This window comes from Streptomyces sp. NPDC001663, assembly GCF_042893105.1.
In the GTDB taxonomy this organism is placed as follows: Bacteria; Actinomycetota; Actinomycetes; order Streptomycetales; family Streptomycetaceae; genus Streptomyces.
Window position 1 is genome coordinate 66,799 of sequence record NZ_JBIAUR010000021.1, and the last position, 14,210, is coordinate 81,008.

13 protein-coding genes and 1 riboswitch are annotated in these 14,210 nt (G+C 70.1%); of the genes, 1 reads left to right on the forward strand and 12 read right to left on the reverse strand.

Annotated elements, in window-relative coordinates:
- Nucleotides 1-52 precede the first annotated feature (52 nt).
- Complete coding sequence (locus ACFY1L_RS46490) at nt 53-934, forward strand: alpha/beta fold hydrolase (protein ID WP_388839708.1); 882 nt, start codon at nt 53-55, stop codon at nt 932-934.
- Nucleotides 935-1,400: 466 nt separating this feature from the next.
- Here the strand turns inward: ACFY1L_RS46490 and ACFY1L_RS46495 are convergent, their stop codons facing one another.
- From ACFY1L_RS46495 to ACFY1L_RS46550, 12 genes are all read right to left on the reverse strand, one after another.
- Entirely contained in the window at nt 1,401-2,663 is a 1,263-nt protein-coding gene (locus ACFY1L_RS46495; RefSeq protein WP_388839711.1) for a vanadium-dependent haloperoxidase, read from the reverse strand.
- Between the two features lie 124 nt (nt 2,664-2,787).
- Entirely contained in the window at nt 2,788-2,862 is a 75-nt protein-coding gene (locus ACFY1L_RS46500; protein WP_388840025.1) for a putative leader peptide, read from the reverse strand.
- Nucleotides 2,863-2,994: 132 nt separating this feature from the next.
- Nucleotides 2,995-3,225, reverse strand: coding sequence for a DUF6059 family protein (locus ACFY1L_RS46505; RefSeq protein WP_388839714.1), 231 nt, complete (start codon nt 3,223-3,225; stop codon nt 2,995-2,997).
- 7 nt (nt 3,226-3,232) lie between these two features.
- Nucleotides 3,233-4,459 (reverse strand): dipeptidase, encoded by a 1,227-nt coding sequence (locus tag ACFY1L_RS46510; protein WP_388839717.1) that lies wholly within the window; start codon nt 4,457-4,459, stop codon nt 3,233-3,235.
- The gene (locus tag ACFY1L_RS46515) at nt 4,456-6,132 is read right to left on the reverse strand and encodes a dipeptide ABC transporter ATP-binding protein (RefSeq protein WP_388839720.1); all 1,677 of its coding nucleotides are present in this window, start codon (nt 6,130-6,132) and stop codon (nt 4,456-4,458) included. Before ACFY1L_RS46515 ends, ACFY1L_RS46510 begins: the two co-directional genes overlap by 4 nt.
- A complete protein-coding gene (locus tag ACFY1L_RS46520) occupies nt 6,125-7,066 on the reverse strand; it encodes an ABC transporter permease (RefSeq protein ID WP_388839723.1) in 942 nt (313 codons plus the stop codon). The genes ACFY1L_RS46515 and ACFY1L_RS46520 overlap by 8 nt, the downstream gene beginning before the upstream one ends.
- 3 nt (nt 7,067-7,069) lie before the next feature.
- Nucleotides 7,070-8,152, reverse strand: a complete 1,083-nt coding sequence (locus ACFY1L_RS46525; protein ID WP_388839726.1) for an ABC transporter permease — start codon at nt 8,150-8,152, stop codon at nt 7,070-7,072.
- Nucleotides 8,149-9,789, reverse strand: coding sequence for an ABC transporter substrate-binding protein (locus ACFY1L_RS46530; protein ID WP_388839729.1), 1,641 nt, complete (start codon nt 9,787-9,789; stop codon nt 8,149-8,151). The genes ACFY1L_RS46525 and ACFY1L_RS46530 overlap by 4 nt, the downstream gene beginning before the upstream one ends.
- A gap of 259 nt (nt 9,790-10,048) precedes the next feature.
- Nucleotides 10,049-10,158: riboswitch (SAM riboswitch) on the reverse strand.
- Nucleotides 10,159-10,388: 230 nt separating this feature from the next.
- A complete protein-coding gene (locus tag ACFY1L_RS46535; protein ID WP_388839732.1) occupies nt 10,389-11,210 on the reverse strand; it encodes a class I SAM-dependent DNA methyltransferase in 822 nt (273 codons plus the stop codon).
- Nucleotides 11,211-11,482: 272 nt separating this feature from the next.
- Entirely contained in the window at nt 11,483-12,298 is an 816-nt protein-coding gene (locus ACFY1L_RS46540; protein WP_388839735.1) for a DUF427 domain-containing protein, read from the reverse strand.
- A gap of 22 nt (nt 12,299-12,320) precedes the next feature.
- Nucleotides 12,321-13,334, reverse strand: coding sequence for a 2-oxoglutarate and iron-dependent oxygenase domain-containing protein (locus ACFY1L_RS46545; RefSeq protein ID WP_388839738.1), 1,014 nt, complete (start codon nt 13,332-13,334; stop codon nt 12,321-12,323).
- A gap of 25 nt (nt 13,335-13,359) precedes the next feature.
- The gene (locus tag ACFY1L_RS46550) at nt 13,360-14,184 is read right to left on the reverse strand and encodes an alpha/beta fold hydrolase (protein WP_388839740.1); all 825 of its coding nucleotides are present in this window, start codon (nt 14,182-14,184) and stop codon (nt 13,360-13,362) included.
- Nucleotides 14,185-14,210 lie beyond the last annotated feature (26 nt).

Sequence of the window (14,210 nt, forward strand, 5' to 3'; positions counted from 1 at the left end):
GCGGGCTGCCGTTGCAGCCGAGCGATGTGAGACGCCCCAGAAAGGCGAAAGATTGATGTTCGACCATCACCAGAAGCCGGTTCGCACGGGCCGTGCCGCCGTCAACGGAACGAGTCTGCACTACCGGACGGCCGGGTCCGGCCCGGCAGTGGTGCTCCTGCACGGTGTCCCGAAGACCAGCTACCACTGGCGGCACCTGGTCCCGAAGCTGACGCCGCACCACACCGTCGTCGCGCCCGACCTCCGTGGTCTCGGTGACTCCGCCCGCCCCTCGGACGGCTACGACTCCGCGACGATGAGCGACGACATCGCCGCACTGATGACCCACCTTGGACACGACACCTACAGCGTGGTCGGAGAGGACTGGGGCGCCGTTATCGGCTACCAGCTCGCCGCCCGGCACCGCGCTCACGTGCACGCCCTGGTCTTCGCCGAAGCGCTGTTCCCCGGGTTCGGCTTCGAGGAGCGCACCGCACTCACGCCCGAGAACGTCTCGAGCGGCATGCACCTGTGGCACCTGGGCTTCTACTTCCAGCCGGACGTGCCTGAGATGCTCATCGCCGGACACGAACGCGAGCTGATCACCTACATGATCAAGTACGAGCGCAGCCACCCGGACACCGCCACCGCCGACGCAATCGAAGAATACGTGCGCTGCTACTCCATGCCCGGTGGCATCCGCGCGATGCTGTCGATCTACCGGGCGATGCTCATCGACGCCGAGCAGAACCGGCAAGCATCCCAGAAACAGCTGGACATTCCGGTGCTGGCCCTCGGCGGCTCGGCCTTCATCGGCGACCGCAACGAATCCCAGATGCGGCTGTTCGCCCACGACGTGACCGGCCACCTGTTCAACGCCGGACACGACCTCGCCGAGGAGGTACCCGACGAGATGGCCGAGGTAGTGCTGCCCTTCCTGGCCAAGCACATGTAGTTGAGCCACCAGGTGCCCGGCCGGGGGCCCACTGCCGCCGAAACGGACAGTTCACTCGGCTCAGTTGGCCCACCGGGCGATACCCAGCGCCGCCGTACGCACGGCAGGGGCGAGCCGGTCTATGCAGGCGGGACAGGAACTGGCGATGCCGGGCTGCCAATGGATCCACTCAGTGGCCCGCCGATTCCTAGAGCATCTTCCGAGTACAAGGCAGATTCGATCCGCCGCCTCACCTGCAGCGGGCGGTCGGCTGCTCGACCGCAAGTCCCGCGTCTCCTGGCCGCTTTACGAACGCCACGGTGTCTTCCGCTACACCGGCGCGCTCCGCTCGGTCTCCTACCACCCGGGCGCGCGGGCCCGGACTCGCCCCAGGCGGTGGCTCAGGCACTGCGGGAGGCGGCGGCCGCGTTCGAGTAGGGAACGTTCGCGACGAGACGCGGCCGCCGGGTCGCCGCTCAGGCGGCGCTCACAACACCCCGAACAGCCGTTCCGCGCTGCGCAGCGCATGCGCCGCGACCCGCTTGCCGAGGACGAGGCCCGCTTCGTCGGCCGAGCGGGTGTGTATGCCGGAGTAGACGCGGGCGTCCAGGTTGTCCTGGGAGAGCTGGCTCCAGGCCGTGTAGGTGCGGGTCACACCGGGAGCGGTGGGGCTGGTCAGCTCGAACGGCGCGGTGCGCTGTCCGGTGAGCGCCGTGAGGATCGCTTCCGCCGCCCCGGCGTAGGTGTTGTGCCCGCTGGGGTAGTCGGGGTGGGCCGGCGTGACGTGCAGCGGTGTCCAGTTGGGGTCGGCGTCGATCGTGCCGGTGCGGATGGCGGTGACCGGGCGCCAGCGCAGGTAGGCGTACTTGGTGTCGGACGTGGCGATCTGCGTGTCCACCAGGGCGACGTGGAACAGAGCCACCAGCGCGGCCTGTGCGCGGACGGAGCGTGGCGACCGGGCCAGGGCAACCCGCAGGGGCTCGGTGTACAGCGTCAGGGAGGAACCGAACCAGAAGGTGGCGGTCTCGGTCTGCCGCTGCGTGCGTACGGTGCTGTTCGCGGCCCCGAAGGCACGGACCTCGGCCAGGTCGGCACGGTAGCGGGCGGAGTCCAGGGTCGGCGGTGCGGGCAGCCGGTACTGGTCGGGGGCGTCCAGCAGGAAGGGCCTGGCGATCCGGTTGCCGTACTGCGCGGCCGGGGCGTAGGCGGGCAGGGTCGGCTGCCACACACCGGGCGCGGCCGGCGGCACGGTGAACGGCGCGTTCACCGAGGCCGGGTCGAGGCCGTCGCCCTCGCGGGAGGCGAGGAGCAGCCGTGCCTGGCGGGCACCGGCCGCCACGCCCTTCGACTTGGCCGGGCCGTCCGGGATGCGGTCCAGCGTCGTGCGCAGCGTGGCGTCCAGTTCCTGGGTCCGGGACGGGACCAGCGCCACCAGGGAGTCGTGTACGGAGGATGCCAGGGCCGCGTCCTGGAAGTCGCTCCGATCGAGGCCGCTCGGCACCTCGCGGGTGGCTCGGGCCGCCGCGAGCCAACTGATGGCCCAGGTCCGGCTGTTGGTGATCTGGGTGGCGGCGCCGGCCGCGGCGATGGTCGCGGCCGTTGCGTCGTACCAGTCGAGGCCCACGGATGGGCGCGACTTCCGTTCTTCCGCAACGGCGGCTGTGGCGGACGGGACGGTGACGGAGGCGGCAAGCAGGGCGGCGGAGCCCAGCGTCTTCAGGGCGGAGCGGCGGGTTCTGAGCGGGTTCACGGATACTCCTTGGCGGACGTGCGGGTGACTGCTGTTGCCGGGGCGCACGCGCCGACCTGCACGCGCTCAACGCCGCCGCCGAGGGCGGACGGGCGTGGGGACGGCAGCGGCGGTGCGGTTCGGGTCAGCTACACAGCGCAGCGGCGACGCGCAACAGGTCAATGGCGCGTCGCCGGGTGAACCGCAGGGAGATCCGCATGCCAGGAACGCTATCCACGCCCCAAATCCCGGTCAACAAGCGGCGGTTGACCGGTCCGCATTGCAACGACGGTTTCGCGTCGCCGCCACGCGCCCGTTACCCGGGCCGCGAGCGGCACATTCGCGGCGGTTCTCAGATCAGGTTCAGGGCGGACCAGATCTCCCGCTCCACATCCGTCGGCGGGATGTGGGCGGCGAGGCACTCCGGATGCCCGGACGGCGGCCGGCCGTCCTGTTCCTGCGTTCGCTCCGGCTGATCATCTCGGGCGGCTGCTTCGGGCACCGGCAGTCCCCACAGGCAGCAGCCGACCGCGACAAGTCCTGGTGTCCACCGGGCGAGTACGTCGGCCCATCGGCGTTTCACGGGGCGCTCACCGCAGCGGGGCCGTGGGCCACAGCGGTTCGGTCGCTCGCTGTTCGGCCTCGCGCAGGACGCGGAGCACGTTGCGGCCGGTCAACGCCTCCAGGTCGGACCGGGACCAGCCGCGGTCGGCGAGTTCGCGCAGCAGGACCGGGTAGCCGGAGACATCGGCGAGGCCGGTGGGCTGGTGGTCGACGCCGTCGTAGTCGCCGCCGAGGCCGACGTGGTCCACGCCGGCCACCTCACGGGCGTGTTCGACGTGATCGGCGACCTGGGCCACCGTCACCTCGGGGCGCGGGTGGGCCTCGGTCCAGCACCGCAGGCGGTCGTCGACGGGCGCAGCGAAGACCGCCGCGTGCTCCTCGGCGACCCGGGCCGGATCCTCACCCGGCCTGGGTGCACGCGGCCAGGTCCAGGGTCTCTCCGGCAGTCCGAGGCGTTCACGCTCGCCCTGGAGCTCCTGCGTCCACTCGGCGACCTCGGCCGAGATGAAGTAGGGGACGAAGGTGAGCTGTATGACGCCGCCGTTGTCGCGTAGCAACTCCAGGACCGGATCGGCGACGTTGCGCGGGTGGTCGTTGAGGGCGCGTACGGAGGAGTGGCTGAAGAGCACCGGGGAGGTGGAGGTGGCCAGGGCCGCCCGTTGGGTGGACTCGGCGACATGAGAGAGGTCCACAAGCAGGCCGGTGCGGTTGAGTTCGGAAACGATCGCGCGTCCGGTTTCGTTCAGGCCGCCGACGCGCGGCTCGTCGGTGGCCGAGTCCGCCCAGGAGGTGTTGTCGTTGTGGGTGAGGGCCACATAGCGGACGCCGAGCCTGGCGTACGACCGCAGGACGCCCGGGGACTCGGCGAGACTGTGTCCGCCCTCGACGCCCAGCAGGGAGGCGATCCGCCCGTCGGCGATCGCACGTTCGACGTCGGCGGCGGTGTAGGCGATCTGCAGGGTCTCCGGGTAGCGGGCGACGAGCCGGTAGACGGCGTCGATCTGCTCCAGGGTCGCCACCACGGCCTCGTGCTCGGGCAGCTTCGAGGAGACATACACCGACCAGAACTGTGCGCCGACCCCGCCGGCGCGTAGCCGGGGCAGGTCGGTGTGCAGGTCCGGGCGGCCGTCGGCAAGGCCCTCGACGCTGTAGCCGGAGCGGGCGCGCAGCGCGACGGGCAGGTCGTTGTGGCCGTCGAAGACCGGCGTGCTGCCGAGGACTTCCTCGACCACGTCCACCACGGTGTCGGTCATGTGCTTGCCACTCCTTCGTCGAGGGCGTCGAGGAACCGGTCCCGGCGACGGGCCTGCCGGACCGGGTCGGGGACAGGCAGGGCGGCGACCAGCCGCCGGGTGTAGTCGTCCTGCGGATCGCCCAGCACCTGGGCCGTGGAACCCGAGGCGGCGATCCGGCCCCGGTGCAGCACCACGACACGGTCGGCGACCTGCTCTACCACCGCGAGGTCGTGGCTGATGAAGAGCGCCGCGAAGCCCAGTTCCCGCTGGAGTTCGGTGAACAGGTCGAGCACCTTCGCCTGGACGGACACGTCGAGGGCCGAGGTGGGTTCGTCCGCGATCAGCAGCGGGGGCCGCAGGGCGAGTGCGCGGGCCAGGGCGGCACGCTGGCGCTGGCCGCCGCTGAGCTCGTGGGGGTAGCGGTCGGCGTAGGAGCGGGGCAGGTGGACGGACTCCAGCAGCGCCTCGGCCTCGGCCCGGACGGCCTGCGCCCCCAGTTTCCGCCGGTGCACGATCAGGGGTTCCGCGATGCTGTCGGCGACGGTCAGCAGCGGGTTGAAACTGGCCGCGGGATCCTGGAAGACGTAGCCGATGTGCCCGGGCCGGCGGCGGATGCGGCGGCGGGTCGTCAACTGCTCGCCGAACACGTCGAGTTGACCGCCGGTCACTGGCGTGAGGCCGGCGACGGCCCGGCCGATGGTGGTCTTGCCGCTGCCGCTCTCCCCTACCAGCCCGACCACCTCCCCCGGCCCGATCTCGAAGCTCACGCCGTCGACCGCCCGGAAGCCCTTCCGGCCCAGTCGGCCGGGGTAGTCCACAACAAGGCCGGAGGCCCGTACGACCGGTCGCTCGCCGTCCGGCGCGGAAGTCTGCGTATGGCCTCCGCCGCCGAATTCGGGTACGGCGGCCAGCAGTTCCCGCGTGTACGGGTGAGTGGGCGCCGCGAACAGCTCGTGGACCGGGGCCTGTTCCACGACCTCGCCCTCGCTCATCACCGCGACCCGGTCCGCGAGGTCGGCGACCACGCCCATGTTGTGGGTGATGAGCAGGACGGCGGCGCCGAAGTCGGTGCGGCAGCGGTGCAGGAGTTCCAGGATCTCCGCCTGGACGGTGACGTCCAGGGCCGTGGTGGGCTCGTCGGCCACGATGAGTCTGGTGCCGAGGGCCAGGGCCATGGCGATGACGGCGCGCTGCTTCTGGCCGCCGGAGAGCTGGTGCGGGTAGTGGTCGACGCGGGTGGCCGGGTCCGGGATGCCGACCTTGTCGAGCCATTCGACGGCCAGGGCTCGGCGTTCGGCCTTGCTGCCGCCATGGCCGTGGGCGCGCAGGCCCTCCGTGAGCTGCCAGCCGATGGTGAAGACCGGGTTCAGCGCGGTGGACGGCTCCTGGAACACCATGGCGGCGTGTGTGCCACGCAGTTCGCGGAGCCTCGCGGGAGGCGCGGTGAGGACATCCTCGGCCGGGTCGGCGGTGCCGTCGCCGAGCAGGACCCGGCCGCGGGCGGTCGCGGTGGCGGGCAGCAGTCCCAGGACCGACCTGGCGGTCACGGTCTTGCCGCTGCCGCTCTCGCCGACCAGGGCCAGCACCTCTCCCGGTGCGACGGACAGGCTCACCCCCTTCACAGCGGAGGCCGTTCCGGCGTCCGTGGCGAAGGTGACGTGCAGGTCCTCGATGCGCAGGAGGTCAGTCATCGTCCGTGCCTTCCTCCGTGGTGGTCGGGGTGGCGCGCCGCCGCAGCCGCGGGTCGGCCAGATCGGTCAGGCTCTCGCCGAGCAGGGTGGTGCCGAGCACAGTGAGCACGATGGCAAGGCCTGGCGGGATCGCGGTCCACCACAGGCCCGAAGTGACGTCCGCGACCGACCGGTTGAGGTCGTAGCCCCACTCGGCGGCCGAGTTGGGCTCGATGCCGAAGCCGAGGAAGCCAAGCCCGGCGAGGGTGAGGATCGACTCCGACGCGTTGATGGTGAAGATCAGCGGCAGGGTGCGGACCGAGTTGCGCAGCACGTGCCGGAACATGATCCGCCAGGTCCCGGTGCCGATCACGCGGGCCGCGTCCACGAAGGGCTCCGCCTTCACGCGGATCACCTCGGCCCGTACGACACGGAAATACTGCGGCACGAAGGAGACGGCGACCGAGCACGCCGCCGCGCCGAGACCGCCGACGAGGCTCGACTGTCCGCCGCTGATCACGATGGACATGACGATGGCGAGCAGCAGCGGCGGGAACGCGTAGAGCGCGTCGGCGAGGCCCACGAGGAGACGGTCGAGACGGCCGCCGAGGTAGCCGGAGGCCAGGCCGAGGACCGTACCCGGCACCACCGAGAGCAGCAGCGCGGCCAGGATGATCTCCAGCGCGGTGCGGGCTCCCCACACCGTGCGGGACAGCACGTCGTATCCGGCGATGGTGGTGCCCAGCGGATGCGCGCCGCTCGGGTGCTGCTGCGAGCCGAACAGCCCTCCGGCATCACGGAGTTGCGCGTAGCCGTACGGTGCGACCAACGGCCCGGCCAGGGCGGTGAGCAGGAACAGTCCCGTCAGGACCAGCCCGGTGAGCAGCATGGCCCGTTGCACACCCGCGCTCGCGCGCAGGGGCAGCGGCAGCCGTCGTAGAAGAACCTGCGCCACGGCTCAGTACCTCACTCGGGGGTCGATCAGGGCCGCGACGACGTCGACGAGGAAGTTCGTCACCGCCACGACGACGGCGAACAAGGCCACGATGCCCTGCACCGCCGGGAAGTCACGGACCGTCAGGTAGTGGGCGAGTTCGTACCCGAGGCCCTTCCACTCGAAGGTTGTCTCCGTCAGCACCGCTCCGCCGAGGAGACCCGCGACCTGGAGGCCGAGGACGGTGACGACGGGGATCAGCGCGGGCCGGGTGGCGTGCCGGGTGACCAGGCGGAAGGGTGCGACGCCACGGGAGCGCGCGGCCTCGACGTAGTCGGCGTTCAGTGTGCCGATCAGGTTCGTGCGGACCAGGCGCAGAAGAATGCCCGCGACGAGCAATCCCAGTGCCAGGCCCGGCAGTACGGCGTGTTTCAGGACATCGGCCACCGCCGCCCCGCTACCGCTGCGCAGGGCGTCGACGAAGTAGAGCCCCGTCGTGCTGGTCTGGTCCTGGAGGAAGAGCTGGACGTCGGTGCTCGCCCGGCCCGAGGCGGGCAGCCAGCCGAGCTGGATGGCGAGAACCAGCTTCAGCAACAGGCCGACGAAGAACACGGGGGTGGCGTAGGTGAGGACGGCGAACAGCCGCAGGGCCGCGTCGGGCGCGCGGTCCCGGTACGAGGCCGCCACCATGCCCAGCGGGACGCCCACGATCAGGGCCACGAGCAGGGCGTAGAAGGCGAGTTCTACGGTGGCGGCGCCATACGTGCCCAGCACGTGGGTCACCGGCTGGTTGTCGGTGACCGTGTGGCCGAAGTCCCCGGTGGCCAGGGACTTCAGATAGTCCAGGTACTGGGTGAACAACGGCCGGTCGTAGCCCGCCTGGTGCAGCTTGGCCTGAAGCTGGTCCGGGGTGAGCCGGTCGCCGAAGGCGGCGCTGATCGGGTCGCCGGTGGCGCGCATCAGGAAGAAGACCAGGCTGACCAGGATGAACACGGTGGGGATGATGAGGAGGAAGCGGATCACCAGGTAGCGGGCGAGTCCGTACCCGGCGGCGCCGTCGACCGGAGCGGTGACGGCGCCAGGGGTGTCCTGGGTCAGGGCGCTCACTTCTTCGAGAGCCCCGCCCAGCGGAACTGGTACGCGCTGTTCAGCTCGTCCGGCACTCCGCTGACGTCGGTACGGGTGACGATCGCCGTGGACCCCTGCAGCAGCGGCAGCACCGGCACCTGCGCGGCGGCCTTGTCCTGCGCCTGCTTGAGCAGTTCGGTCCGCTGGGCCGCGTCGGTCTCGGTCTCCTCCTGCTTGATCAGCGCGCGGACGGCGGGGTCGTCGTAGCCGTTGGCGACCCAGCTGTTGGACGCGTAGAAGGGCGAGAGGTAGTTGTCCGCGTCGAGGTAGTCGGCGTACCAGCCGAGCTGGTAGAGCGGGTACAGGTGCTTGATGCGGTCCTTGCCGTACTGGGTCCACTCGGTCGACTGCAGGTTCACCTTGAACAGGCCGGTGGCCTCCAGCTGGGTCTTGATCAGCGCGTACTCGTCCGCCGAGGACGAGCCGTAGTGGTCGCTGTTGTACTGGAGGTTGAGGGTGACCGGGGTGCTCACCTTCGCCGCCTTCAGCTTCGCAGCGGCCGCCGCTTTGTCGGGGCCGCCCTTCTTGTCGCCGTAGAGGGACTTGAAGGAGGGGGCGGCGCCGGTGAGGCCGTCGGGCACGGTGCTGTAGAGCGGCTGGTAGCTCTTCTTGTAGACCTGCTGGGCGAGTTGGGCCCGGTCGACGGAGTCGGCGACCGCCTGCCGCACGGCCAGCGCCTTCGCCTTGTCGGCGTTCTTCGTCTTCGTGCCGTATGGCTGGGTGGTGAAGTCGAAGACGATGTAGCGGATGCCGTTGCCGGAACCGGTGTGGACCTTGATGTCCTTCTTCTTGGCCAGGTCGTCGAGGTCGGCGGTGGTGAGGGTGCGGTAGACGGCGTCGATGCTGCCCTGCTGGACGTCGAGCTTCAGATTGCTGGCGTCCGTGTAGTACTTGAGCTGGACGTTCTTGGTCTTCGGGGTGCCTTGCTGGCCCTGGTAGGCGCTGTTGGCGGTGAAGGAGACCAGCGAGTTCTTGTCGTAACTCGTGACGCCGTACGGTCCGCTCCAGGGCTTGCCCGCGACGATCGACTTGTCGTCGAGGATCTTGTCGGCCGGGAAGAGCTGCTCGTCTACGATGTAGCCGGCCGCCGTGGACAACACCTGTGGGAACAGCGTGTCGTTGGCCGACTTGAGGGTGAAGACGACGGTGGTCGGGGTCGGGGCGGCGACCGAGGCGAGGTTGTACAGGAGCGACGACGGGCCGTTCTCGTCGGCGATCTTCAGCGTGCGATCGAAGCTGAACTTGACGTCGGAGGACGTCAGTTGGTGCCCGTTGGCGAACTTCAGACCCTTCTTGAGTGTGACCGTGTACTCCTTGGGCCCGGTCAGCTTGATGCCCGTGGCCAGATCCGGGGAAGCCTCCGTGGAGCCGTTCTTCACGCTGAGCAGGGTCGAATACACCTCGCTCTCGATGGTGCCGGAACCCGCGTCCCAGGCGCCCGCCGGGTCAAGGCTGGTCACCTGGTCCGTCGTGCCGATGGTCAGTGCCTTGGTGGGGGCCGCGTCACCGCCGTCCTTGGTGCTGGTGCAGCCGGTCAGGGCCACCACGAACGCCGTGCCGAGGGAAAGGGCGCCGAGGCCGGAGCGGAGCGGTCTCGGCGGGATGTGCTGTGCCATGGCTGGTCTCTGCTTCCGCATGGGTGGGTACGCGAAGCAGCCGCGCCGGGCCGGCCCTGCCGGACGGCGTGCGGTGTCGCGTGGAAGGTGAAGGAAAAGGGGAGTTGCCGCAGCGTCGGCACGCGTGCGGCCGACGGCTCAGTCAGTTCTGACAGAGACAGCTGCAGACCAGCAGCAGATCCACATGGCGTCGGGAGCACAGCACGAGGCCACTTGCCACGCCGTCCTCCTGGGGGTGTCGTCGGCTCACGGGCCGAAGGAAACGCACTTGCAGAACAGGGAAATCCGCCGAGCCTTCACCTGGGGCACCCCGCTGCGTCGAGGGTTGCCGTCCGGCCAGCCAGGGCTTGATCACCGGAACTCGTAGCTCGCGCTCACCGTAGATCGACAATTCTCTCGGCGTCAAGAGTTCGCCCTGGCGGGATGAGCTGCGCAGGCGCGACCGTTGCTGCCCTCCTGTGCTCAGATCGTTCCCCACACCGCCACCTCTTGGCCTCCACAGCCGCCTGCTTGTCCTGCTCACACATAGCCGCAACGCGGTCGAGGTATGAGGGGACCGCCGCCCCTGTGCCCATCCGGTGACCACTCTGGCTGAGCAGTCACGCGGGAGTTGGCTTGCGAACCAGTTCGTAGGCGAAGCTGACCATTTCGGTGAGGCGGCCACCGGCCGCGTGGCGGCTGAGTTCGGCGGTGAGGTCGGCGTCGAACTCGGCAGCGCGATACGCGAGCACCGAAGGCGGCAGGAACGATGTCGACCGGACGTACCCGGCGAGTTCACGGATCGTCCAGTGGTGCTCGACAGAGAACTCGTGGCGCCCGGAGAGCTCGAACCCGGCACGGGACAATACTTCGCGGTCAGGGTCTTGCTGCCGTGCCCGCTCCCAACCGGGCGGAACGCGGCCGGACGCGCCGAGGGCGTCCTGCCATTTGCGCAGCATGCTGTCGAGCGCCCGCTGCCAGGCCTGGGGGCCTGTCCATGGGCCTGTCGACCAGCACAGCGCGAGGTAGCCGCCGGGCTTGAGCCAGGCGTAGGCACGCTGGGCAACCGGAGCGCGGCCGAGCCGGTGGAAGGCATTGCCGATGACGATCAGTTCGAAGCTGTCCGGCTCCGCGCGCAACTCCTCGGCGCTGGCAGTGATCGTCCGGATGTGGGCTGCGCCGGCGGCGATCGCCTTGGCGCGGACCACCTCGGTCATGTCGGGTTCGGCGTCCACGGCCCATACCTCAGTGAACCGGTCGCGCAGGGGGAAAGCGAGCTGGCCGGTGCCGCATGCAAGGTCGAGCAGGCGTCCGTGCCCCGACAAAGCTGCCAGGCGTGCGAGGTTGGTGATCATGGCCTCGGGATAGGGGAGCCGGAACCGGTCGTAGTAACCAGCGGTACCGCGGTACAGATCGGGCTCGAAGCTCACCTCGTTGACCATGTGTCACCATCGCACGAATTCAAGCCCCGTCGGGCCGGGTCACACATCTGAGTCCCAGCCGCTGCTCACGGGCGCCCGGCCGCCATCACGCCAGCGGGAAACCAACCCCTTCGATCCTCTTCAGCCAAACTCAGCTCGACACTTCGAACTTGACGGAGAACACGTCGCCGACGAGCGTTGCCACGCCGTCCAGCCCGGCGAGCCGGGCCAGCCCACTTCGTCCCCGTTCTCCGGGCGCAGTCCGTTGAGACGGAAGCGACGGTCGTTTCCCGTCATGTGCGCTGTTGCTCCGAAAGCGTCTTGGTGAAGTGGGTGACGGGGCGCTCCACCTGTTCGCCGTCGAGGGTGATGTCGACCGCCTCGTTGTAGAAGGCGAGGAGCCCCTGGATGGCGCCGACCGCGGGCAGCGGGTCGGGGTAACTCCAGACGAGGTGGGGCGGGACGTCGGCCTCACCGCGCCACGACCAGTACTCGGCGGTGCCCTTGTAAGGGCAGCCGGTGTGGTGGTCGGTGGCTTCGAAAAGGTCGAGGCGGACGTCCTCGCGCGGGATGTAGTAGCGGGTGGGCAGGCCGGTCTCGAAGAGCAGGACCGGGCGTCGGGTGTCCGCAACGACCGTGCCGTCGATCTCGACCACGAGGTGACGGCTGCTGGGGATGGCGTCTACCCGCTTGTGCGGGTCACGGGGGTGGATGAAGATCTCTTCCTCCTCCTCATACCAGTGGTCCAGTCCCCGCCCGACGCGCCGGAACCACTCGAAGGCGATGTGGCCGGCCAGGTCGGCGGCCGGGAAGGTCCAGGCGGCGTTCTCCAGCAACTCGCCCTCGACTTCGACGTCGTAGAAGATCTGCGATCCGGTGTGCGTGCCGGTGGGCGGGTTCTTCGCGGGGCGAAGGAGCTCCTCGCGTATCTCCGCACGCGGGAACGCGTACAGCGGGACGGGAACACCCGGCTCCCAGACAAGGACGGGGTGTCGGCTGTCGACGACCGTCACCTCGCCCTTGCGGCCGCGCACCCAGCGCTCGCTCGGCTCCCACAGAAGCCCCTCGGGGGTGGTCCGTACGGCCTGCGCGGTGGGGAATGCGGTCATGAGCGGTTCTCCTTCGGCTGGTTCACGCGGTGACTTCGGCGACGTAGGGGCGATTCTCCCGCCAGGCCGCGAGCTGCTCGGGGCGGCCGAACACCCGCAGGTACTCCTCGACGTTGCCGCTGGCCCGCTCCCACACCGAGACGGGTTCGAAGTCGGAGCCGTCCGGGTCGGCGAAGGCCGGCAGCGGTTCCACGACCGTGTCCAGGCTCGGGTGGACGAACACCGCGGACGAACGGCGCGTCACTGAGCCGCCGGCCACCACACGGTGCCGTCCGGGGCGCAGCCTGCCCTCCGTCCAGTTGGTCAACAGGGTGCCGGTGAACACCTGGAGGGCGTCCGGCCTGATCGGTACGGGGATCCAGGTGCCGTCGGCGCGCTGGCCCTGCAGGCCGGCGTAGTCGCCCTCCTGGTGGAGCACGGTGATCGCGGAACTGTCGGCGTGTTCCAGGAGGAGGAGCTTCTCCTCGTCCGATGCGCCTTCGTGCGGCCACTTCGGGTAGTTGTTGACGACCAGTGTCGTGTAGACGTCGTCGCCGAGCGGGAAGGTCTCGGCGGGCACGTCCAGCACGCGCGCGTACAGGCCGAGGACGCGACGCGCGACGTCCACGAACGCGTCGTGGTAGCGGTGTGTCGCGGTACGCAGGCCGGGCTCCTGCGGCGGCCACACGTTGGCGTGTGCGTAGAGGGTGGCGTGTTCCGGGGAGAGCCCGGCGGCCTCGGCCGCGTCCGTGTCGTCGTACTGGGCGATGCTGAAGCGTTCGAGTTCCAGGCGCCCGAAGTCGTCGGGCCACTGCCGCCAGCCGCGGTAGGGGTGTCCGGTGGGGCTGGCCAGCTGCTCCTTCTGCTCGCGGGGCAGGTCGAGGACGCGGCGGAAGCCGTCGTTGAACCCGGCGATCACCTCGGTGGGGACCCCATGGTTGACGACCTGGATGATGCCGATGGTCTCTGCGGCGCGGCGCACGGTGGCCAGCAGGTCCTCGGGGGCGTCGTCGGCGAGGGCGGCGGCGAGGTCGATGACGGGGATGTCGTCCGACATGGCGGGTGCTCCTTCGGTCGTGGGTTCAGTGAGTCAGGGGGCGCAGCACGTCCGCGAGGGCCTGCGGTTGCGCGTGGACGGTGAGGATGTCGCCCTCGGGTATCTGGGCGCGGAAGCGGTCGAGGGACACCGCGTCCAGCGGGCCGCCCTCGGTGCGGATCAGCAACGGGGCGGGGACGGCGGCGAGTTGTTCCCACAGCGTCTCGTCGTCGAGGGCGGTGTGCGCGTCGGGCGGCAGGCTGCCGAGGTGGTGGCGCCAGGACCAGGTGCCGTCAGCGGCCTGCTCGGTCTCCAGGTCGGCCGTGCGGGCGGCGTCGGTCGCACCACGCTCCTCCAGCCAGGCCGCCGCCTCGTCGCGGGTGGTGTACTCGGGGCTGGGTGTCGGCCACAGCCGCAGGCCCGGTGACAGCGTGCCGGGCAGCGCGTCGACGAGGACGAGGCGTCCGGCGCTGTGCGGGAACTTGGCCTTCAGCGCGATCGCGGCCAGCGCACCGAACCCGAGCCCTACGACGGGCACGCCACCGGGCGCGAAGGAGCGGATCGTCTCCTCCAAGGCCGCGGCCAGCCGGCGCGGACGGTAGTCACCCCGGCTGCGCCTGCTGGAGCGGCCGTGTCCGGGCAGGTCCAGGGCGACGGCGGGCCGGTCGAGGGCCAGCAGGACGTCGTCCCAGGCGCGGGCGCTGGAACCGGCGTCGTGGAGCAGGACGACGGTGGGCCTGTGCGTGTGCCAGAAGACGCCGCCGATGTGGCCGCCGGTGGCCACGGTCACCCAACGGCGCTGGATGACGGGGGCGTTCGGCAGGTCGGCGAATTCCTCGGCGGCGGTACTCGTGGTCGCGGTCGTGGGCATGAGGGCTCCCGGTGCTCGGGTGGGTT

Coding starts and splice junctions, on each gene's coding strand:
- ACFY1L_RS46510 (WP_388839717.1), bottom strand. CDS start 4,459: ATGACCGACACCGTGGTGGACGTGGTCGAGGAAGTCCTCGGCAGCACG.
- ACFY1L_RS46515 (WP_388839720.1), bottom strand. CDS start 6,132: ATGACTGACCTCCTGCGCATCGAGGACCTGCACGTCACCTTCGCCACG.
- ACFY1L_RS46530 (WP_388839729.1), bottom strand. CDS start 9,789: ATGGCACAGCACATCCCGCCGAGACCGCTCCGCTCCGGCCTCGGCGCC.
- ACFY1L_RS46535 (WP_388839732.1), bottom strand. CDS start 11,210: ATGGTCAACGAGGTGAGCTTCGAGCCCGATCTGTACCGCGGTACCGCT.
- ACFY1L_RS46540 (WP_388839735.1), bottom strand. CDS start 12,298: ATGACCGCATTCCCCACCGCGCAGGCCGTACGGACCACCCCCGAGGGG.
- ACFY1L_RS46545 (WP_388839738.1), bottom strand. CDS start 13,334: ATGTCGGACGACATCCCCGTCATCGACCTCGCCGCCGCCCTCGCCGAC.
- ACFY1L_RS46550 (WP_388839740.1), bottom strand. CDS start 14,184: ATGCCCACGACCGCGACCACGAGTACCGCCGCCGAGGAATTCGCCGAC.